Origin of the sequence: Nocardiopsis suaedae (assembly GCF_027706745.1) — a bacterium.
GTDB lineage: Bacteria > Actinomycetota > Actinomycetes > Streptosporangiales > Streptosporangiaceae > Nocardiopsis_A > Nocardiopsis_A suaedae.
Window position 1 is genome coordinate 1 of the sequence record NZ_JAQFWP010000014.1, and the last position, 21849, is coordinate 21849.

The 21849-nt window shown below is 76.3% G+C and carries 14 protein-coding genes; 12 read left to right on the forward strand and 2 right to left on the reverse strand.

Translation table 11 applies throughout. The features are described 5' to 3' along the window. The 4 genes from O4U47_RS09765 to O4U47_RS09780 all read left to right on the forward strand — a co-directional run. On the forward strand, nucleotides 1–2495 hold a 2495-nt coding region (locus tag O4U47_RS09765; RefSeq protein WP_270677385.1), incomplete at its 5' end, for a condensation domain-containing protein. A 783-nt stretch (nucleotides 2496–3278) separates the two neighbouring features. Further along, nucleotides 3279–10742 (forward strand): non-ribosomal peptide synthetase, encoded by a 7464-nt coding sequence (locus O4U47_RS09770; RefSeq protein ID WP_270677387.1) that lies wholly within the window; start codon nucleotides 3279–3281, stop codon nucleotides 10740–10742. Between the two features lie 63 nt (nucleotides 10743–10805). After that, nucleotides 10806–11792 carry an ABC transporter substrate-binding protein gene (locus O4U47_RS09775; protein ID WP_270677389.1) on the forward strand — a complete coding sequence of 329 codons (987 nt, stop codon included), beginning with the start codon at nucleotides 10806–10808 and terminating at the stop codon, nucleotides 11790–11792. Between the two features lie 632 nt (nucleotides 11793–12424). Beyond that, nucleotides 12425–13051 (forward strand): GNAT family N-acetyltransferase, encoded by a 627-nt coding sequence (locus O4U47_RS09780; protein WP_270677390.1) that lies wholly within the window; start codon nucleotides 12425–12427, stop codon nucleotides 13049–13051. A gap of 52 nt (nucleotides 13052–13103) precedes the next feature. Here O4U47_RS09780 and O4U47_RS09785 read toward each other — a convergent pair whose 3' ends face one another. After that, nucleotides 13104–13256 (reverse strand): hypothetical protein, encoded by a 153-nt coding sequence (locus O4U47_RS09785; RefSeq protein WP_270677391.1) that lies wholly within the window; start codon nucleotides 13254–13256, stop codon nucleotides 13104–13106. 110 nt (nucleotides 13257–13366) lie between these two features. Here O4U47_RS09785 and O4U47_RS09790 point away from each other — a divergent pair, with 110 nt between their 5' ends. Beyond that, nucleotides 13367–14629 carry an MFS transporter gene (locus O4U47_RS09790; RefSeq protein ID WP_270677392.1) on the forward strand — a complete coding sequence of 421 codons (1263 nt, stop codon included), beginning with the start codon at nucleotides 13367–13369 and terminating at the stop codon, nucleotides 14627–14629. Nucleotides 14630–14681: 52 nt separating this feature from the next. On the opposite strand, the gene O4U47_RS09795 is transcribed toward O4U47_RS09790, so the two are convergent. Continuing rightward, nucleotides 14682–15107: a winged helix-turn-helix transcriptional regulator gene (locus tag O4U47_RS09795; RefSeq protein ID WP_270677393.1), complete on the reverse strand. Its 426-nt coding sequence runs from the start codon at nucleotides 15105–15107 to the stop codon at nucleotides 14682–14684. Between the two features lie 142 nt (nucleotides 15108–15249). On the opposite strand from O4U47_RS09795, the gene O4U47_RS09800 reads away from it, so the two are divergent. The 7 genes from O4U47_RS09800 to O4U47_RS09830 all read left to right on the forward strand — a co-directional run bounded on the left by O4U47_RS09800 (nucleotide 15250) and on the right by O4U47_RS09830 (nucleotide 21737). Next, nucleotides 15250–16128, forward strand: a complete 879-nt coding sequence (locus O4U47_RS09800; protein ID WP_270677395.1) for an SDR family NAD(P)-dependent oxidoreductase — start codon at nucleotides 15250–15252, stop codon at nucleotides 16126–16128. A 250-nt stretch (nucleotides 16129–16378) separates the two neighbouring features. Continuing rightward, nucleotides 16379–16609: an MbtH family protein gene (locus tag O4U47_RS09805; protein WP_017557660.1), complete on the forward strand. Its 231-nt coding sequence runs from the start codon at nucleotides 16379–16381 to the stop codon at nucleotides 16607–16609. Next, entirely contained in the window at nucleotides 16606–17940 is a 1335-nt protein-coding gene (gene entS, locus O4U47_RS09810; RefSeq protein ID WP_270677396.1) for an enterobactin transporter EntS, read from the forward strand. The genes O4U47_RS09805 and entS overlap by 4 nt, the downstream gene beginning before the upstream one ends. After that, nucleotides 17937–18746 carry a siderophore-interacting protein gene (locus O4U47_RS09815; protein ID WP_270677397.1) on the forward strand — a complete coding sequence of 270 codons (810 nt, stop codon included), beginning with the start codon at nucleotides 17937–17939 and terminating at the stop codon, nucleotides 18744–18746. Before entS ends, O4U47_RS09815 begins: the two co-directional genes overlap by 4 nt. Before the next feature lie 232 nt (nucleotides 18747–18978). Beyond that, the gene (gene panD / locus O4U47_RS09820; protein ID WP_270677398.1) at nucleotides 18979–19401 is read left to right on the forward strand and encodes an aspartate 1-decarboxylase; all 423 of its coding nucleotides are present in this window, start codon (nucleotides 18979–18981) and stop codon (nucleotides 19399–19401) included. Between the two features lie 275 nt (nucleotides 19402–19676). Continuing rightward, a complete protein-coding gene (locus O4U47_RS09825; protein WP_270677399.1) occupies nucleotides 19677–19934 on the forward strand; it encodes a hypothetical protein in 258 nt (85 codons plus the stop codon). A gap of 513 nt (nucleotides 19935–20447) precedes the next feature. Then, nucleotides 20448–21737: an MFS transporter gene (locus O4U47_RS09830; RefSeq protein ID WP_270677400.1), complete on the forward strand. Its 1290-nt coding sequence runs from the start codon at nucleotides 20448–20450 to the stop codon at nucleotides 21735–21737. Nucleotides 21738–21849 lie beyond the last annotated feature (112 nt).

Sequence of the window (21849 nt, forward strand, 5' to 3'; positions counted from 1 at the left end):
GTGTTCCGGGTGAGCTGTACCTGGCGGGGGCGCAGTTGGCGCGCGGGTACGCCGGGCGGCCGGACCTGTCGGCGGACCGGTTCGTGGCCTGCCCCTTCGGGGACCCCGGCGAGCGCATGTACCGCACCGGCGACCTGGTGCGGCGCGGCCCCGGCGGCATCGAGTACCTGGGGCGCACCGACTTCCAGGTGAAGATCCGGGGGCTGCGCATCGAGCTGGGCGAGATCGAGGCGGCGCTGGCCCGCCTGCCCGGGGTGGCCGCCGCGGCCGCGGCCGTACACGGCGGCGCCTCCGGGGCGCCGCGCATCGCCGGGTACGCCGTCCCGCGCCCGGGGGCGGGGCCCGACCCGGAGGAGCTTCGTGCCGGGCTCCGGTCGGCTCTGCCGGAGTACATGGTGCCTTCGCAGGTCATGGTCGTGGACGGGCTTCCGCTCAGCCCGAACGGCAAGCTGGACCGCACGGCGCTGCCCGCCCCGGAACCGCTCGGCACCGGAGCCGGGGCCGGGAGGGCGCCCGCCGACGCGGCCGAAGAGGCGCTGTGCGCGCTGTTCACCGAGGTGCTGGGGCTGGAGTCGGTCGGCGCCGACGACGGCTTCTTCGCGCTCGGCGGCGACAGCATCCAGGCCATCGCCCTGGTCGGCCGGGCACGGGGGCGCGGGATCGCGCTGACGCCCGCCGACGTGGTCACCGAGCAGACGCCCGCCGGGCTCGCGGCGGTCGCCGGCCGGACCGTGCCCGACGGCGGCGCGGGGGACGGGGGCGCGGACGACACCGGCGAGGTGCCGTTCACACCGGTGATGCACTGGATGCTGGAGCAGGGCGGGCCGTTCGCCCGGTTCAGCCAGTCGATGGTGCTGCACACCCCGCCGGAGGCCGACGCCGCCCGGATCGAGCGGACGCTGCAGGCCGTCATCGACGCCCATCCGGTGCTGCGGGCGCGGGCGGTGGTCGGCGCCACGGCGGACGGGCACGCGGCCGAGGGCCCTGCGGGCGGCACCGTGGGGGCTCCTGACCGAGCCGGGGCCGATGGCGACCACGAGGTCCACGGCGAGGTCCACAGCACGGATCCCGCCTCTCCGGAGGCACGGCCATCGGCCTCCGACGCGGGTGCGCCCGATGGTGTCACGGACACGGGGGCCGAGAGCAGCACCTTCCGCACACGGACCCCCCGAGGCGGCTCCGATCCCGACACCGGTTCGGCCGAGGCCGTGGGGGGCCTTCCCCGCCTGGTGGTCGCCGCCCCGGAGGACGTCCGCGCCTCGGACCTCCTCCACCGCCGGGACGCGTCCGGCCTCGAGGGCGACGCCCTGGCCGCCGTCGCCGCCGAAGAGGCGCGTGGGGCGCAGTCCCGCCTCTCGCCCGGGGACGGGTCGGTGCTCAGGGCCGTGTGGCTGGACCGGGGCCCACGCCCGGGGCGCTTGGTGCTGGTCGTCCACCACCTGGCCGTGGACGGTGTCTCCTGGGGCGTCCTGCGCCGCGACCTCGCCGCCGCGTGGGCCGGCGCCGAGGAGAAGACCCCCGTGCTCCCCGCGCCCCCGGCGACCTTCGAGACGTGGGCCCACCGGATGGCGGCCGGTGCCGGGGCCCCCGAGCGCCACGCCGAGCTCGCCGACTGGCAGAGGATCACCGCACCCGTCGACATCCCCGAACCCGCACCGGACCCGAAGCGCGACACCGCCGCCACGGTGCGGCGGACGACGGTCCGGCTCGGCGCCGCCGACACCGGGGAGGTGCTGGGCGGACTCCCGGCGCTGTACAACGCGGGTCCGGACGACGCCCTGCTCACGGCGCTGGCCCTGGCCTTCGCCCGGTGGAGGGGCGACCGGGCGGGCGCCGCACCGCAGCCGCCGCTCCTGATCGACATGGAGCGGCACGGGCGCGACCCGGAGGACGCGGGCGGTCTGGACACGTCGGGGACCGTCGGCTGGTTCACCGCCGTACACCCGGTGCGCCTGGAGCCGGGCGTCGACCCGGAACGGGTGCGCGCGGGCGGGCCGGAGGCGGGCCAGGCGCTGAAGGCGGTGAAGGAGCAGCTGCGCTCGGTCCCGGGCAGCGGGGCGGGCTACGGCCTGCTGCGGTACCTGTCCGGGGACGGGGCGGCGCTCGCGGGAGGAGCGCGGCCGCAGGTGCTGTTCAACAACCTCGGGCGCATCGCACCCGCCCCGGAGGCCCAGGCGTGGGGGCCCGCGCCGGAGACCGGGGCGCTGCCGCCGGGTGCCGACCCGGACGCGCCCGTGCGGTACGCGTTCGAGGTGGTCGCCTCCACGCGCGGGGGCGACGGCGGCGCCGAGCTGACGGCGACGTTCGCCTGGCCGGAGCACCTGTTCACCGAGGAAGAGGTGCGCGCACTGGCCGAGGAGTGGACGGCCCAGCTCACAGGGCTGGCGAACCACGCCCGAACCCCGGACGCCGGTGGGGCGACCCCGTCCGACATGGCCTTCGAGGGCCTGGACCAGTCCGAGATCGACGCGTTCGAAGCGGAGTGGGACCTTTGAGCGGAACCGAACCGGGGCGCCCGACCGGCCCGGCGGCGGTCCGCAGCGCGGGCGCCTGCTCCAGGGCGGCCGTCTCCAGGCGGGGTGACGCCTCCGGCGATCGGCTCCCGGCACCGGTGGCGATGGCGGTGTCGGGAGGCGTCGTGACCACGGCACCGGCGGGCGCGACAGTGCTGGAGGCACTGGCGGGTCCGACCGAAGCGGCGCCCCGGGGATCCGTCGCAGCGGTGGCCGACGAGCACCCGGCTTCTGGCCGAAGGTCGCGTCCGTTGGAGTGGTGTCTTTTCCATCGGACCAGGTCAGCGCGGTCGGCACGGCGCTTGGGGCAGGACCGGCCCGCCGTGAGCGCCCTGACCGGCGTCCCGCCGGTGCGCACACCTCCGCCCCGGGCCCCCGATGATCTCGGGGAAAACGACGCCGCAAGCGCGGTTTCAGCGTCGTTCCCCCCGAGATCAACGACGGGAGGGGCCGGGCCGACCGTGCCGGACTGGTCCAAGGGAAATGAACACCACTCCAGCGGACACGACCGGCCTCCAGCGGTCCGCCCCCTGCCGGAGATGGGGATCCCCGCCGGGCTGGTCCCGCCGCCAGCGCCCCGCACCCTTCGGAGACGGCGCGAGAGGGCGGGCTCACCCACCCGGGAGGACGAACGGGCGCGCCCCGCCCCCGGAATCCGGGCCGGGGCCGCCTGATGCGGCCTGTGGACCCCCTCCCCCTCGCACCGAACTTCCGGTCCGCCCACGCGGACCCGGCACGACACACGCTTGAGAAAGGCGGACACGAGTGAGCAGCGCATCCGGGCTGGAGGACATCCTTCCGCTGACCCCCCTCCAGGAGGGGCTGCTGTTCCACAGCGGGCTCGGCGACGGCGCCGCCGACGCCTACAACGTGCAGGTCGCCCTCGACCTCGACGGCCCCCTGGACGCCGAACGGCTGCACCGGGCCGCCGACGCGCTCCTGGTGCGCCACCCGCACCTGCGGTCGGCGTTCCGCCGCCGCCGCAACGGGCAGCCCGCCGCCCTCGTCGGCGCGTCCGTCCCCGCCTCCTGGCGGTTCACCGAGACCGCCGAGGACGCCGTCCCGGCGCTCCTGGAGGCCGAGCGGGCGGCCCGCTTCGACCTCGCGCGGCCGCCGCTCATCCGGTTCGTGCTCGCCCGAACCGCCCCCGACCGCCACGTCCTGGTCCTGACGCACCACCACATCCTCCTCGACGGGTGGTCCCTGCCGCTGCTGGTGCGCGACCTGATGCGCATCTACGCCGCCGACGGCCCCGCGTCCCTGCCCAAGCCCGCCCCCTACCGCCACTACCTGGCCTGGCTCGGCTCCCGCGACACGGCCGCCGCCCAGAAGGCCTGGGCCGAGGCGCTCGACGGGGTGTCCGGGCCGACCAGGGTCACCGAGGCGGCACCGGCCGAGCGGCGGGCCGACACCGCCGCCTCCGGCCCCGATGCCGCCGACGCCGACGCGCCGCGCGGCGTGACCGTCGACCTGCCCGGCGACCTGACCCGGCGCGTCGAGGCGCTGGCCCGCGAGCGCGGCGTCACCCCCAGCACCGTCCTCCAAGCGGCCTGGGGACTCCTCCTCGCGCGACTGCTCGACCGCGACGACGTCGTCTTCGGCACCGCCGTCTCCGGCCGCCCGCCCGAGCTCCACGGCGCCGACGCCATGATCGGCCTGTTCATCAACACCGTTCCGGTGCGTGTGGCCCTGCGGCCCGGCGAGACCACAGCCGGGCTGCTCACCCGACTGCGCGACGAGCGCGCGCGGCTGATGGACCACGACCACCTCGGCCTGGCCGACATCCAGACCGCGGCCGGGGGCGGCGAGCTGTTCGACACCCTCCTGGTCGTCGAGAACTACCCGCTGGAAGGCGCCGACCCGGCCCAGGACGTCCCCGGGCTGAGCGCGCGCGTGCGCGGGGCCGCCGACGCCACCCACTACCCGCTGTCGGCCGCCGCGATCCCCGGCGGCGCCCCCGACGGCGGACTGCGCCTGAAGTTCGGGCACCGGCCGGACCGCGTCCCCGCGGGTCTCGCCGAACGCATCGGCGGCTGGATGGCGGGGCTGCTCGCGGCCGTCGCCGACGCCCCCGACGCCCCGGTCGCGGGCCTGGCCCTGCCCGGCGGGGAGGAGCGGGAGCGCCTGGCGGCCCTGTCCACCGGAGGCCCGGTCGACGTGCCCGCCGCCACCTTCCCCGACCTGTTCGAGCGCCGTGTCGCCGCCGCGCCCGAGGCGCCCGTGCTGGAGGGGCGGGACGCCGCCGGGCGGGACACCGCATACACGGCCGCCGAGGTGCGCGACCGGGCCAACCGCCTCGCGCGGGCGCTCATCGCCCGCGGGGCCGGGCCCGAGCGCACGGTCGCCGTGGCCGTGCCGCGCTCGCCCGAACTGATCATCGCCCTGGCGGCGGTCATGGCCTCCGGGTCGGCCTACATGGCGCTGGACCCGGCCCACCCCGACGAGCGGTGGGCCACCATGCTCGGCGACGCCGCCCCCGTGTGCGTGCTGGCCTGCGGCGACCTGGCGGGGCGGGTCGGCGCCCTGACCGGTGCGCCGGTGCTGGTGCCCGACGGCCACGACGCCGCCGAGGTCGCCGACGCCTCCCCGGAACCGGTGGCCGACGCCGACCGGGCCGCCCCGCTGACCCCCGCCAACGCCGCCTACGTCATCTACACCTCGGGCTCCACCGGGACGCCGAAAGGAGTCGTCGTCCCGCACGCCGGGATCGCCAAGCTCGCCGCCACGGCCGACCGGCGGATCGGCGCCGGGCCCGGCGCGGTGATCACCCAGGTGGGGTCGCCCGCGTTCGACGTGGCGTTCTGGGAGATGTGCATCGGCCTGCTCGGCGGCGGCCGCCTGGTGGTCGTCCCCGACGACCTGCGGGTGCCCGGCCCGCCGCTGGCCGACTTCCTGCGCGAGCGCGCCGTCACGCACGCCGCCCTGCCGCCGGCCCTGCTGTCGGCGATGCCCGAGGGCGCCGACCTGCCCCCGGGGATGACCGTGCTCGCCGGGACCGAGGCGGTCCCGCCCGCGCTGGTGCGCCGGTTCGCCGCCCGCGGGCCGATGTTCAACTGCTATGGGCCCACCGAGGGCATCGTCAACGCGACGATCGGGGTGTGCCCGCCGGACTTCGCGGAGGAGCGGGTGCCCATCGGCCGCCCCGACCCGGGGGTGCGCGCCCGGGTGCTCGACGGCGGGCTGCGTCCGGTGCCCCCGGGTGTGCCGGGGGAGCTGTACCTGGCCGAGGAGCCCGGTCCGGGCGGGGCGCGGGTGCTGGCCCGCGGGTACCTGAACCGGCCGGGGCTGACGGCCGGGAGGTTCATCGCCGACCCGTGCGCCGCCGAGCCCGGCGCGCGCATGTACCGCACCGGTGACCTGGTGCGGTGGAACGGCGAGGGGCTCCTGGAGTTCCTGGGCCGCACCGACAACCAGGTCAAGATCCGCGGCTTTCGCGTGGAGCCGGAGGAGGCCGAGGCCGCACTGGCGGCGCTGCCGGAGGCCGCCGCCGCTGCCGTGACCGTCCACCACGACGACTCGGGGTCGCCGATGCTGGTCGGCTACGCCGTCCCGGCCGACGACCTCGGCGGCGGCGCGGCCGTCCTCGACCCCGCTGCGGTCCGGGCGCGGCTCGGCGGCATCCTGCCTCCCGCCATGGTCCCGGCGGCGATCGTGCCCATGGACGCCCTGCCCGTCCTGCCCAACGGCAAGGTGGACCGCTCCGCCCTGCCCGCGCCCGACTTCGCCGCCCTCGCCGTGCGGCGGCCCGCCCGCGACCCCGGCGAGCAGCTCCTCTGCGACCTGTTCGCCGACGTGCTCGGGGTGCCCGAGGTCGGCATCGACGACGACTTCTTCGCCCTGGGCGGGCACTCCCTGCTCGCGGGCCGCCTCGTGGCCCGCATCCGCGGCGCCCTGGGCCGCGAGGTCCCCCTGCGCACGGTCTTCGACGCGCCGACCGTCGCCGGGCTCGCGCGCCGCCTCGGCGGGGACCGGGCGCGCCCCGCCCTGCGCCGCGCCGAGCTGCCCGAGCGCCCGCCCCTGTCCTACGCCCAGCAGCGCATGTGGTTCCTGCACCGCCTAGACGGGCCGTCGGCCACCTACAACATCCCCTTCTGCGCCCGCCTCACCGGCGGCCTGGACACCGACGCCCTCCGGGGCGCCCTCGGCGACCTCACCGACCGGCACGAGACGCTGCGCACCGTCTTCCCCGAGGACGACGGCGTCCCCTACCAGCGCATCCTCGCCCCCGAGGAGGGCAGGCCCGCCCTGCCCGTCACCGGCGTCGCCGCCGACGGCCTGGACGCGGCGCTCGGCGCCGAGGCCGCCGCCGGGTTCCGCCTGGAGGACGAGCCGCCGCTGCGCGCCCGCCTCTTCCGCGTCGGCCCCGACGACCACGTCCTGCTGCTGGTCGTCCACCACATCGCCGCCGACGGGTGGTCGGCCCGCCCGCTGCTGCGCGACCTGGGCCGCGCCTACACCGAGCGCCGCCGCTCCGGGCGCGCCCCCTCCTGGACGCCGCTGCCCGTCCGCTACGCCGACCACGGCCTCCACCAGCGCGCCGTCCTCGGCGCCGAGGACGACCCCGACAGCGAGGCCGCCCGCCAGGCCGCCTACTGGCGGGAGCGCCTGCGCGGCCTCCCCGAGGAGCTGCCGCTGCCCACCGACCGGCCGCGCCCCGCCGTCGCGCGCGGTGCAGGCGGCTCGGTCGGCACGGTGCTCGGCGCCGATCTGGAGGCCCGCCTGCGCACGCTCGCGCGCTCGGCGGACGTGAGCGTGTTCATGGTGCTGCAGGCGGCCGTCGCGGCGCTGCTCACCCGCCTGGGCGCGGGCACCGACGTCCCTCTCGGCACCCCGGTCGCCGGGCGCGACGACGCCGCCTTGGACGAGATGGTGGGCTTCTTCGTCAACACGCTGGTGCTGCGCACCGACACCTCCGGCGACCCCGCCTTCCGCGAGCTGCTCACCCGCGTGCGCGACACCGACCTGGAGGCGTTCGAACACGACTCCCTCCCCTTCGAGCGGCTGGTGGAGCTGCTCAACCCCGCCCGGTCGATGAGCCGCCACCCCCTGTTCCAGGTCATGGTGGCCTACCAGAACGGCGGCCCGACCCCGCCGGAGATGGAGGGGCTGCGGGTGGCCCGGCGGCCGGTGCGCGCCGACGCGGCCAAGTTCGACCTGGCCTTCGAGTTCGCCGACCGGGGCGCCGGTTCCGCCGACGGCACCGACGGCACCGACGGCGGCGGGCTGGAGTGCGCCCTGGTGTACGCGACCGACCTGTTCGACCCGGACACCGCCCGCAACGTGCTGCTCCGCCTGGAGCGGCTGCTGGACACGGTCGCCTCGGCGCCGGACACGCCGCTGAGCACGCTCGGGCTGATGGCCCCGGAGGAGGAGCGGGCGGCGGCCGAGGCCGCGTCCGGGCCCGCCGTGCCCGCCGGACCGGTGACCCTGCCGGAGCTGTTCGAGCGGCAGGCGGCCGCCGGGCCGGACGCTCCGGCGGTGGCCTGCGCGGGGCAGGAGTGGACCTTCGGCGAGCTCAACGCGCGCGCGAACCGGCTCGCCCACGAGCTCATCGCCCGCGGGGCGGGGCCCGAGCGCCTCGTGGCGCTCCTCCTGCCGCGCTCGGCCGACACGCTCGCGGCGATCCTGGCCGTCCTCAAGTCCGGCGCGGCGTACCTGCCGATCGATCCGGCCTACCCGGACGGCCGCATCGCCGGAATGCTGGAGGACGCGGCCCCGGCCCTGCTGATCACCGCCCCGGAACTGGAGGAGCGGTCGTCCGCCCTGCTGGAGCAGGCCCAGGGCGGCCCGTCGGCACAGTCCGGAGCGGGAGCGGACGCCCTGTCCTTCGTCGAGGGGGCCCACCCCGGGGAGGCGGTGGCGGGGGCCGCCGCCACCGCAGGTCCGCGCAACGGAAGCGACGGAGTCCGCAGGCCGCGACCGGCACACCCCGCCACCGCCCCCGCGACCACGCCCATGAGCGCGGAGGCCGGGAGCACCGGCGGCGGCCCCTCGGCCCCCGATGGCGACCGGTCCGCTCCCGCCGGGCACGACCGTCCGACCTCGCTTCTCGTCCTCCGCCCGGACACGGCCTCCGGCCGTCCCGCCACCGACCCCGCCGACGCCGACCGGACGGCGCCGCTCACCCCCGCCTGCGCCGCCTACACCATCTACACCTCCGGCTCCACCGGCCGCCCGAAGGGCGTGCAGGTCGAGCACCGCAGCATCGCCAACCTGTTCGCCAGCCACCGAGAGACCCTCTACCTGCCCACCCGCCGCCGCGCCGGACGGGACCGCCTCCGCGTGGCCCACTCCTGGTCGTTCGCCTTCGACGCCTCCTGGCAGCCGCAGCTGTGGCTGCTGGACGGCCACGCCCTGCACATCGCCACCGAGGAGGAGATGCACGACCCCGAGCTGCTGGTGCGGCGGCTGCGCGCCGAGCGGATCGACTTCGTCGAGGTCGCCCCCTCGCACGCGGTGCAGCTCCTGGCCGCCGGGCTCGACCGCCCCGGCGCGGACGGCTCCCGCGCCCACCCGCTCACCATGGGCGTCGGCGGCGAGGCGGTGCCCCGGACCCTGTGGGCGCGGCTGCGCACCCTGCCCGGCACCGAGGTGCACAACCTGTACGGCCCCACCGAGGCCACGGTCGACGCGCTGTCCGCGCGGCTGGCCGACGGGGAGCGGCCGGTGATCGGGCACCCCACCGCCAACACCCGCGCCTACGTGCTGGACGCGCGGCTGCGCCCGGTGCCGCCGGGCGTGGTCGGGGAGCTGTACCTGGCCGGGGCCGGGGTGGCCCGCGGCTATCTGGGCCGCCCCAAAACCAGTGCCGAGCGGTTCGTCGCCGACCCGTCCGGTGGGCCGGGCGCCCGCATGTACCGCACCGGCGACCTGGTGCGGCGCCTGCCGGACGGGGCCGTCGACTACATCGGCCGGTCCGACGGGCAGGTGAAGGTGCGGGGCTTCCGCATCGAGCTGGGGGAGATCGCCGCCGCGCTGGAGGCGCACGACCGCGTCGCGGCGGCCGCCGTCGACACCTGGGAGCCGGTCGACGGCGACCGGCGCATCGCCGCCTACGTCGTGCCCGCGCCGGGGGAGGGCGCCCCGGAGGCGAGCGGGCTGCGGGCGCACCTGGCCGAGCGGCTGCCCGACTACATGCTCCCGGCGGCCTACGTGGCGCTCGACGCGCTGCCGCTGACCGCGCACGGCAAGCTCGACCGGGACGCCCTGCCGGTGCCCGACGCCGCCTCGGCCCCCGCGCCGGGCCGACCGCCCCGGGACGGCGCCGAGGCCGTGATGTGCGCGCTGTTCGCCGAGGTGCTGGGCGCCGACGGGATCGGCGCCGACGACGACTTCTTCGCGTCCGGCGGGCACTCGATGCTGCTGGTGCGGCTGCGCTCGCGGATCGCGGCGGAGACGGGGCGGGCGCCCGCGGTGTCGGACCTGTTCGCCCACCCGACCCCGGCATCCCTGGCCGAGTTCCTGCGGGAGCGCGGCGGCGCCCCGCAGGGCGTGGTCACGCTGCGCGCGGGGGCGGGGGAGGAGCCCCTGTTCTGCGTCCACCCCTCGGGCGGGATGGCGCTGCCCTTCGCCGGGCTGCGCGACCACCTCCCGCCGGAGCGGCCGCTCATCGGGATCGAGTCGCCGGACCTGGCGACGGCGGTCGGCGGCGGACGGCCCGGGTCGGTGGAGGAGCTGGCCCGCGCCTACGTGGAGCGGATCCGCACGGTGCGCCCGATGGGCCCCTACCACCTGGCCGGATGGTCGTTCGGCGGGGCGGTGGCCCACGCGATGGCGGGCCTGCTCGAGGCCGGGGGCGAGGAGGTCGGCCTGGTGGCCCTGCTGGACGCCCCGCTTCCGGGGGGTGCGGGGCTCCGGGGCGACGACGGCGTGCCCGGGGCCGACGGTCCCGCCGACGCCGACGACCCGCTCGCCGCCAACCACCGGCTCGCCGCCGGGCTGCTCCAGGCCGGCCCCGATCCGCGGGCGCCGCGCTACACCGGTCCGGTCCTGCTGCTCACCGCCGCGGACACCCCGGCCGGGGCGGTCGAGGCGTGGAAGGGCTTCACCGCCGGTCCGCTGGCGACCGCCGAGGTTCCCGCCCCCCACCTGCGGATGCTCGACGGGGACGGGCGGGAGGCGGTCGGCCGGGCCCTGTCCGACGGGCTCGTCCGGGCCGCGGCCGCCTCCCGCGAGCACGGTCACGATCGCGAATCGGGCCTCCCCCGGGCATTGCGGACGGACCGCTGAGCAGTAAGGTTAGCCTCGCCTATCTAGGTGGACCCCACGACTTCGGAACGGAGCAGGAGAACCATGGAGGGACGCGCCGCAACCGCACATCCCCTGACCCTGGCCAGGCGTCTGGCCACCGGTGCCGCCGCCGCGGTCCTCGCCCTGGCGACGGCCGCCTGCGCAAGCGGAACGGACGCGGCGGACGGCCCGAACACCGCCACCCGCGCCTTCGCCAGCGACCACACCGACGGCGAGGTGGAGATCCCCGAGTCCCCCGAGCGCATCGTCGCCATCGGCTGGGCGGTCCCCGCACTGATCTCGGTGGAGGAGGCCGAGCTGGTGGGCGTCTCCCGCGGCACCCAGGACACCAGCCTGACCCCGGAGGAGCGGGAGAAGGCCGCGTCCCTGCCGTCGGTCGGCACCGACCTGGAGATCGACGTGGAGAAGGTCGCCGAGCTGGAGCCGGACCTGATCGTGTCCGGACTGGCCTCGGCGATGGACTTCGACTACTCCGAGCTGGAGCAGGTCGCCCCGGTCGCGGTCGCGGCCATGGACGCCCCGGTCCAGTGGAAGGAGACCGGCCGGCGCATCGCCGACGCGGCGGGGGTGGCCGACGCCCACGCCGAGCTGATCGAGGAGTACGACGCCCGCGCGGAGGAGCTGTCCCGGACCTACGCCGACGAGCTGGAGGGGACGACCTTCGCGTCCGTCGCCGCCTGGGGCGACGGCACCTGGGTGCTGGAGCACCGCGAGGCGCACGGCCCGAACGTGCTCGCCGACGCGGGGCTGGAGTTCACTGAGGAGGCCGAGGACGGAGCCTTCAGCGAGAACCTGTCGCCGGAGGAGCTGGACCGGCTGAACGGCTACGACGCGGTCATCGTGCGGGCCGAGGAGAACGGCGACCCGGAGGCCGAGGTCCAGAAGATCATGGACCAGGGGCCGTGGGACGAGACGACCCCGGCCGAGGAGGACCGCGTCTACCCGGTGCCGTACGTGGGCGCCATGAGCTACACGACGGGGCTGCTGGTCTTCGACGAGCTGGAGGAGCGGGTGCTCAAGCAGCTGTGAGCCGGGCCGCCGGCACCGGCGGGGAACTGCGTCGGTTCACCTCTGCCGGTGCCGGCCGGCCCTCGCCGGTCCCGCCCGGAACGCCCGCTCGGAGTGCTCGGGGTGGCCGCTCGGAACGGCGCCGCCGGACCCTGCGACCGGAGATGGAACCGGGAACGCCGCACCCAACAAGCCGCCTCAAGGGGGTGTCCGCTGGAGTGGTGGAGCTTTCGGCGACCGTGGCCGCCGGTCAAGGGCCGCATCCGTTGGAGCGGTGTCATTTCCCTCGGACCATGCCAGCGCGGTCGGCCCGGCGCCCTCCAATCGTTGATCTCGGGAGAAACGACGCTAAAACCTCGCTTGTAGCGTCCTTTTTCCCGAGATCATCGGGGATTCGGGCGGACGCGACCCGAGGGGAAGCGCGTCGGCTTCTCCGCCGCAGGACCGGAGGGACCCCGCTGCAAGGGTGGCGTCCCCTGGAGCGACGGAGCGGTCGGCCCCTCCGGTGGGCCCACAGCCCACCGGCTCCGCCGGACCGACCAAGGACCGGGACCGGTCCTTTTACCGCAGCCCGCCTCGCCCCCGCCCAGGGCGCCGGGGCGGGCGCACGTGCGCGGCGGACCGCCGCGCCTGACAACGGAGGTGACCTGACGGTGCCCGACAGCACCCGAGCCCCCTGGCGCTCACCGCGGGAGATCCCCGTGGGCCCCGACACCCTCGCCGCCGGGCCGCCGCCCGTCCCCGCGTCGGCCGGACCCTTCGCGCTGCGCGTCGCCCGCCCCGAGGGCGCGGACCTGGAAACGCTGCACACGTGGATGAACCGCCCGCACGTGGAGCGCTTCTTCGAGCGGGCCTGGAGCAGGGAGCGCTGGGCCGAGGAGATCGCCGGGCAGTGCTCGGGGACCTTCTCCCGCCCCGTCCTGGTGTCCGAGGACGGCCGGGACGTCGCCTACATCGAGCTGTACCGCGCGGCCCGCGACGTGGTGGGGGAGTGCTACCGCTCCGAGCCGCACGACGTCGGCCTGCACATCGCCATCGGGGAGCGGGAGGACACCGGGCGCGGTCTCGGTGCGCGTGTCTTCGCGGCGGTGGGGGCGGGGGTGTTCGCCGCCGACACCGACTGCCGGAGGATGCTCATCGAACCCGACGCCGCGAACACCGCGGCGCGCAAGGCCGCCGAACGGGCGGGCCTGCGCTTCGGGGGCGAGGTCGACCTTCCGCACAAGAAGGCGGCCCTGTTCTTCGCCGACCGACCCGAAGGGGACCATGGGGAGGAGTGAAGGGAGCCGCGTGCTCCGTGCCCCGCTGAGCCCACGGTCGAAGGCCCGGCCGTCACGCCTGCCCCGGCACCGCCCCCGGCAGCGCCGCGACCGCCTCCGGGGACCGGTCGTGGGGAGCGCTCTGCGCGCCGACCTCCTCTCCGCAGGCACGCCTCTCCCGGGCGGCCCCGCCCCCGGAGCCCTGGCCGAGAAGCACTCCGGGCACCGGCGGGAGGTCCGTCCGCGGCGGCGACGGACGGTCGCGCACGGCCGCACACCCCCTGCGCCGACCGGAGGCCGGGCCGGGGGCCGCCGGTGACCGCCTCTTCAATCGCGATGGACCTGAGCCCCCTGCGCACGCCCGGCGGGTTCCGGGTGCTCTTCGCGGTCCGCCTGGTCTCCCTGCTCGGCGGCGGGTACCGGATGGTGGCCCTTCCCCTGCAGGTGTACGCGCTGACCGGCTCCTCCGTGCTCGTCGCCAGCGTCAGCGTCGTCAACGGGCTCTCCAGCTTCACCGGGACGCTGGTCGGCGGCCCACTCGCCGACCGGGTCGACCGGCGCCGCCTGGTGCTGGCCGGAGCCGTCGCCGAGGCGGTCGTGGTCTCCCTCTTCGCCGCGAACACCGTGCTCCCCGGCGGCGCCCGGCTCGAACCGATCTACCTCGGGGCGGCGGTCAGCGGGTGCGTGGGCACGACCGGCCTGATCGCCCAGCAGTCCATGGTCCCGGCCCTCGTCGGGGCCGCCCGTCTCCCCGCCGCCGGTGCCCTGTTCGCGCTCACCGCGCAGGTCGGCGCGGTGGCCACGCCCGCGCTCGGCGGTCTGGTGGTGGCGGCGTTCGGGGTGGGCGCCGGGTTCGCGGGCACCGCGGTGATCGCCCTCGTCGCGATCGCCGCCTCGCTGTTCCTGCCCCGTGCGCGTCCCGACCGGGGAGGGGGCCCCGGCGGCGGCATCGGCCGGGCCCTCGGCGGAGCCCTGTTCGCGGTGCGGGACCCGGTGGTGCGGCCGCTCATGGTCCTGGGCTTCTCCCAGGCCCTGCTGGCCATGCCCCTGGTGCTGATCCCCGAGTTCACCGACACGGTGCTGGGCGCTGGGCCCCGCGAGGCGGGGCTGCTCTACGCGGCTCCGGCGGCAGGGGCCATCGCGGCCTCGCTCACCAGCGGGTGGACCGGGCGCGTCCCGCGGCCGGGGGCGGTCGTGTGCGCGGCGGTGGGGCTGTGCGGCGCGGCGGCGGCCTGCCTGGGGCTGAGCCGGTCGGTGCCCCTGGCGCTGACGGCGCTGCTCCTCCTGGGGTGCGGCCAAGCGCTGGAGGAGATCCTGCGCTACGCCCTCGTCCAGTCCCGCACCCCCGACGAGCTGCGGGGGAGGGTGAGCGGCGTGTGGCTGGCCCAGGCCACGGTCGGCGGGTCGCTGGGCGTGTCGCTGATGGGGGCACTGGCGGGCCTGCTGGGCCCGGCCGCGGCCCTGGTGGCGGCGGGGTCGGTCTGCACGGCGGTGGTCGCGGCCACCGCCGTGGCGGAGCCGGGCCTGCGCGGCCTGAGGGAGGACGGCGGACGGCCGGGGGAGCACGATGGAAAGCCGTTCCCGGATTCCTCTGAGTAGGCCGCGGAAAAAGGAATCCGGCGGGGTGGGAGAGCGCCCCGCCGAGCCTTTTTCATATCCGAGACCCTCCCTGCGACCGGTCGTGGAGGCTCCGCGCCTCGTCGATCTCCTTTCGATTCTCCAGCGCCCAGTCCGTGATCGTGGAAAGCGGAAGGAGGAGTGATCTCCCAAGGTCGGTGAGCGCGTATTCCACCGTCGCCGGAACAGTGGGGTGGACGGTGCGCGAAACCAGTCCGTCCCTTTCCAGGCCGCGCAGTGTTCGGGTGAGCATGCGCTGGCTGATCTCCTTGATGCTCCGGTGCAGTTCGTTGTAGCGGCGGGGGCCGCGCCCCAGTATCGCGACCACCAGGACGCTCCATTTGTCGCCGATTCTGCGGAGGACGTCGGTGGCCGGGCAGTCCTGGTGCTCGTCCTCGGTGATGGGAAGACCGAGGTCCGCCGAGAGCGCGGTGGGAACCCCGCCGTCGGTAGCGGACATCAATGTGCCTCCTTCTCAGCGGCTTCGTCATGGAGGAATATGCACCAGTGGAAGGGGTGCGGGCAACGCCCGCCGGAGGCGCGCCCGCGTCCCCGGCGCATGCCCGTGCCTGAAAGCGAACCCCCTGAGGAGGCGGCGACCGATGACGACCGTGGTGGTCCAAGGCGGAACGGACGGAATGGGCCGCGCGGCGGTCCTGGCCCGGCTCGGCAGGGGCGACACCGTCGTCGCGATCGGCAGCGCCCCGGAGAAGGGGCGGCGCCTGGCCGAGGAGGCCGCGGCGCTCGGGGCGGGGGACCGCCTCCGGTTCATCCGGGCCGACCTCTCCTCGATCGCGGAGAACGAGCGCGTGGTGGCCGAAGTGCGCGAGCGGTGCCCGGCCGTCGACGCGCTGGTGCTGTGCGCCAACCGGCAGCACCCGAGGCGAACGGTGACCGCCGACGGGCTGGAGGCGACCTTCGCGCTGTACTACCTCAGCCGCTACCTGCTCGGGCACGGCCTGCGGGCCGCGTTCGACGCCGCCCCGGCCCCGGTCGTGGTGAACATCGCCGGTGCGGGGCTCACCGCGGGCGCGGTCCGCTTCGACGACCTGAACCTGGAGCGCGGGTACGGGCCGATCCGCGCCCAGCTCCAGGCGGGCCGGGCGAACGACCTGCTGGGGCGGTCGATGGCCGACGCGCCGAGCAGCAGGGCCCACGTCCTGCTCTACCACCCGGGGTTCACCCGGACGGCGGGCGGCCTGGCGGCGCTCCCGCGGCCGGTGCGGGCGGTGATCGCCGCGGCGGGGCGGGTCGCGGCCAGATCCCCGCAGGAGGCGGCCGCGCCCGTGGTCGCCGCCGTCGACGATCCGCCCGCGCGTTCGCTGACGGCGGTCGACCGGGGGAGGCCGGTCGACCTGTCGCTGTCGACGTTCGACCCGGCGAAGGCGCGCAGGCTCGCCGAGGCCACGCGCGATCTGGTGCTGGCCCGCTATGGCCCGACCCCGCTGCTCCCGGAACCCCTCGCTCCGGGGGCCGGCTGACGCCGTCGGCGCCGCGTGTGCCGAGCAGGGGAGCGGGGGGCGGCTTCTTCGACCGATCGCCCGGCGGTCGGGGGCGTCGGTGCACCGGGTGCCGACCGTCGCCGTCCCGCGCTCCGCCGGGCGTCCCGCGGCGCAGGCCACACACAAAACTCTAAGGCAAGGCTTGCCTAAACAGTGGAAGTGCGGGAGGGTGGCCCGTGGGCGGGCACGCCCCGTGCACTGTGGACACCGAACCATCGAGGACCGGACCATGACCAACCCCTTCGACGACCCCGAGGGCACCTTCCTGGTGCTCGTCAACGACGAGGACCAGTACTCCCTGTGGCCGGAGTTCGCCGAGGTCCCCGCGGGCTGGACCACCGTCTACGGGCCCGCCGACCGCACCTCCGCCCTCGAGCACATCGAGGCCAACTGGACCGACCTGCGGCCCCGCAGCCTGCGCGAGGCGATGGAAGGCGCCGGGGCCACCGGCGCGGCGTGAGCGCGCGCGGCCCCCGGCTGCGCCGGGCAGTGGGCCGCGCGGCCATCGACCTCACCCCCCTCAAGGTCAGCCGCCCCTTCCGGAACGTCTTCGCCGCGCGCACCCTGTCCGTCTTCGGGCTGGGGTTCGCGCTCGTCGCGCTCCCCCTCCAGGTCTACGGCCTGACCGGGTCGTCGGCCATGGTGGCGCTGGTCAACGCCGTCAACGGGGTCTCCGTGCTCGGCGGCACGCTGGTCGCCGGCGTGCTGGCCGACCGCCGCCCCCGGCGCGGCCTCATCGTCACCGGCCGCCTCGCCGCGACGGTCGCCTTCACCGGACTGGCGCTGGGCGCCCTGTGGCTCGACGGCACGGCCGCCCTGGCGGCGATCGTGCTGTGCGCGGCCGTCAACGGCTTCCTGGGCACCTTCAGCCAGGTCGCGCTGCAGGCGGCGGTCCCCGGGCTGCTCCCGCGCGACCGGCTCCCCGCCGCCGGGGCGCTGCTGGCGCTCACCGGAAAGCTCGGCAGCGTCGTCGCCCCCGCCGCCGGGGGCGCGCTCATCGCGCTGCTGGGCTCCCCCCTCGTCTACGGCATCACGGCCGCCGCCTCCGCCGTGACGACCCTGATGGTGGCCCGCCTGCCCGCGATGGCGCCCGAGCCCGGCGCCGGCGCCGGGGCCGACGCCGCGCCCTCCCCGCTGGCCGCCATCGCCGAGGGCCTGCGCTTCGCGGTCCGCGACCGCGTCGTCGGGCCCATCCTGCTGCTCGGCTTCGTGCAGCTGCTGTTCGCCACCCCCTACGTGCTCATCCCCGAGCTCACCGACCGCGTGCTCGGCGGCGGGGAGCAGACGGCGGGGCTGCTCTACTCGGCCTCGGCCGCCGGCGCCGTCGCCGCCTCGCTGACCAGCGGGTGGACCGCGCACCTGCGCCGCGCCGGGGCGGTGCTGCTGGCGGCGGTCGCCCTGTGCGGGGCGGCGGCCGCCGGGCTCGGCGCCTCCACCGCGCTCGCCGCGGCGGTGCTGGCCCTGGTCGCCCTGGGCTTCGCCGAGATCATCGAGGAGATCCTGCGCTTCGCCCTGCTGCAGTCGCACACCCCGGACGCGCTGCGGGGGCGGGTCAACAGCGTCTGGACCGCACAGAACACCGTCGGCGGGTCGCTGGGCGGGGTCGTGCTCGGCGCGCTCGCCGCCGCCGTCGGCCCCGGAGCCGCCGTGCTCGCGGGCGGCGCCGCCACCGCGGTGCTGACCGCCGCCATCGCCGGGGCCTTCCCCGGGCTGCGCCGGGCCCACCCGGCCGGAGCCGGGGTCCCGCCGCCCCGCACCCCACCCGAGCCAGAGAAGGAGAAGGCCGCATGACCGCCGCGCTCACCGAGCCCCGGCTGGAGTGGTACCCGCTGCAGCCGCGCACCCTCCGGGTCAGCGAGGTCGACCGGGTCACCCCGCGCATGATCCGCGTGGTGCTGACCGGCGAGGAGCTGGACGGGTTCCGCACGGACAACTTCGACGACCACGTGAAGGTGTTCCTGCCCGGGGAGGGCGAGCGCACGCCGCGCCTGCCCGACATGGACGAGCAGGGGCGGTGGAACATGCGCGCCCCCGGGCTGACGTACCGGGACTACACGGTGCGGCGCTACGACCCGTCGGCGGCCGAGCTGGTGCTCGACTTCGTCGCCCACGAGCACGGGCCCGCCGGGCGCTGGGCCATGTCCGCCCGCCCCGGCGACGAGCTGGGGGTCCTCGGGCCGCGCGGCACCCTGCACATCGACCACGGCTACGACTACCACCTGCTGGGCGCCGACGAGACGGCGCTGCCCGCGGTGGCCCGCCGCCTGGAGGACCTGCCCCGGGACGCCCGCGTCTTCGCGTTCCTGGAGGTCTCCGACGCGCAGGAGGAGCGCTACCTCGACGCGCCGGAACGGGCCCACATCACCTGGCTGCACCGGGACGGCGCGGCGCCGGGCGCCACCGACCTGCTCGACCGGGCCCTCGCGGACTTCACGCTGCCGGAGGGGACCGGCTTCGCCTGGTTCGGCGGCGAGGCGGACTCGCTCAAGCCGGTTCGGCGCCGGCTGAAGGAGATGGGGTTCGTGCGCAACTCCACGTCGGTGGTGGACGGGTACTGGCGCAAGGGCACGGCCAACCACGACCACCACGACGACTGAGCCGGCCGGCGGGTGGGGTGGGGCGGGGCGGGGGAGCCCGTCCGCCCCCTCTCCCCGTCGACCGGTCGGTCCGGTCGGGGGTGCGTTCCCCTCCGGGGCCGTCCCCGCCGGCCGGGAACACCTGGGCGGACCCCCGCGTTCTCCGTGGTCGAGCGGGCACGCCATCATGGGAGCCGCACGGGACCTCTCCGAGGCCTGTAGACGGCGAGAACGCGAAACGAGGACCGAGAACGTGCAGCGCACCCTCATCAACGGCAAGATCCACCGCGCCACGGTGACCCAGGCCGACCTGCACTACGTCGGGTCGATCACCATCGACGCCGACCTCCTGGAGGCGGCCGACCTCGTCGACGGCGAGCAGGTGCACGTGGTCGACATCGACAACGGCGAGCGGCTGGTGACCTACGCCATCACCGGCGAGCGCGGCAGCGGTGTGATCGGCATCAACGGCGCGGCGGCGCACCTGGTCAAGCCGGGGCACCTGGTGATCATCATGGGGTACGCCCAGGTGGACGAGGCCGAGTGCGGGCGGCACACGCCCAGCATCGTGCACGTCGACCGGCAGAACCGCATCATCGAGCTGGGGGAGGACCCGGCCGAGCCGGTTCCGGGCTCCGAGCAGATCTCCGGCAGGCAGGCCGCGGGCGTCCGCTGACGGCAGGGCTCTGGTCCGGCCGTTGCCCGACAGGCCGGGCGGAGGCGGACTTCGCGGCGGTCCTTTCGGCGGCCCCGGGGAGCGACCGCCCACCCGGCGCATCTCGCCTGTATCCCGGCGGCGTCCGCTCCATTCGGGCGGGCGCCGCCGGGCGCCTGTGAACGCCGGTAGCGGAACCGGTCCCGACACCGGGAGCGCGCCCGGTGTCCAGAGGGGCGGGCCGTCCACTATCGGCCCTTTCGCCCGTCATGCGTGCGGGTATGGCGTCCTCTGCGATGGAGGATGAGGACGAGGACCGCAGGCGTGTGGCCGCTCACATCGAGTGGCAGAAGCAGGGCGCGTGGGTCGTGGTGTGGGGCGCCTACACCCGCCGCTACTGGGCTTTCGCGCGCTGGCCCGTCCCGCCCGGGGGAGCGGTCGTGCACGCGACCGACCCCGAGGCCCTCTACGGGGAGATGCGCAAGACCGAGCGCGAGTACGACTTCCTGAGGTGGAGGTACGGCGGAAGGCAGGCAGGGCGGCCCGCTCGGTGAGGGCGCGGCACCAGGGGGCGTGGGCGGTCCCGGGGCGTTCAAGGTGGTGCTCCGACCACGTTCGCGCCTCTGAAGCGGCCCTTTCGCCACGCTCGGTGCCCCGGCTGCCGCACTGTTCCCGGACGGTTCGGTGTGCGGCCCTCCCACAGTGGATCGGTGACCGGGGTGCCTGCGGCGCCGTGGATGCTGTCCCGTCGTTCCGCCCTCGACGGCGTTCACGGGGTGGGTGGCCGTCGGGTGCTCGGGCGCCCCCGTGAGTGGAGCCTATCCCGGTCGGCGCGGTCGTCGTGGTCTCGCGACGGACCATGCCCGCCTCCGAATCCGCATCTGGCGCCCCGCCCGCCTCGGCGGCCATGGGCTCTTGAAAGCCGCATCACGCCACCGGGCTCCGTCCGGGCCGCCTCTTCAGACAGTCACCCGCCCCGCATAGCATTGCCCCGGTCATCCGACGATGAGCGCGCGGGCCGACGGCGGCGGGCGCGCCCGGGAGAGGGGAGCGGCGGTGGACGGGCGATGACGACGGCCGAGGAGGCGACCGGCGGCGGGCGGCCCCTGGCCGGGAGTGGGCACGATCCCGCGCGGATCCAGCGCCGGGCCGTCGGCGTCCTGGTGACGATCCAGGTGATCGGCGGTCTCGGCGTCGGCGCGGCGCTGTCCGTGGGCGGCCTCATCGCCGAGGACCTCACCGGCTCGCAGAGCTGGGCGGGCATGGCCACCACCACCATCACCCTCGGAGCAGCGGTCTTCGCCCTCCCGCTCGCCGGACTGGCGGCGCGCCGAGGGCGGCGCCCCGGCCTCGGCACCGGGTGGTTGATCGCGGCCGTGGGCGGCGGTGTCGCCATCGGGGGCACCCAGGCCGGGCTGTTCCCGGTCTTCCTGGCGGGCATGGCCCTGTACGGCGCCGGAACCGCCACCAACCTGCAGGCCCGGCACGCCGCCGCCGACCTCGCCGCCGACGCGACGCGCGGGCGCGACCTGTCGCTCGTCGTCTGGGCGACGACGGTGGGCGCGGTCGCGGGGCCCAACCTGACCGGCCCCGGGGCGGCGGTGGCCCGTCCGCTCGGCCTGGAGCCGCTGCTCGGGCCGCTGCTCTTCTCCAGCACGGCGTTCCTCCTCGCCGGTGCGCTGACGTTCGCGCTGCTGCGCCCCGACCCCCTGCTCGTGGCGCGCGAGGTCGGCGGGAACACGGCGGCGGGCGCGGGCAAGGAGCCGCCGCTGGAGTCGTTGCGCCTGATCGTCCGCACGCCGCGCGCGCTGCTCGCCCTCGTCGGAACGGTCGCCTCGCACACGGTGATGGTGGCGGTGATGACGATGACGCCCGTGCACATGTCCCACGGCGGGGCGGCGCTCACCGTGATCGGGGTGACGATCAGCATGCACATCGCCGGGATGTACGCGCTGTCGCCGCTGGTGGGGTGGCTGTCGGACCGGATCGGCCGGGTCCCCACGCTGATCGCGGGGCAGGCGGTCCTGGTCGTGGCCGTGGTGGTGGCGGGCGCGTCCGACCACCGCGAGCCGGTGGTGATGGCAGGGCTGGTGCTGCTGGGACTGGGGTGGTCGTTGGGGCTGGTGGCCTCGTCGGCGATGCTCGCCGAGTCCCTGCCGGCCGAGCGGCGTCCGGGAGCCCAGGGGGTGACCGACCTGGCGATGAACCTGGGCGGGGCGACGGCGGGAGCGATGTCGGGGGTGCTGCTGGCCGTGGTCGGGTTCGGCGGGTTGAACGCGTTCGCGGGGGTGTTCGTCCTTCCGGTGGTCGTGCTGGCGCTGTGGGCGCGGCGGAAGCAGCCGGTGCCCGCCTCCTGACGCGTGGTGGGGCGTGCGCGGGGCTTTGCCGTTCCGGACCAGTTTGCCCAATACGCACAGTGAGTGGAGTTTGCCACTTCCGTCACTCCGGGTAGCACTTCTCGCGTCCGAT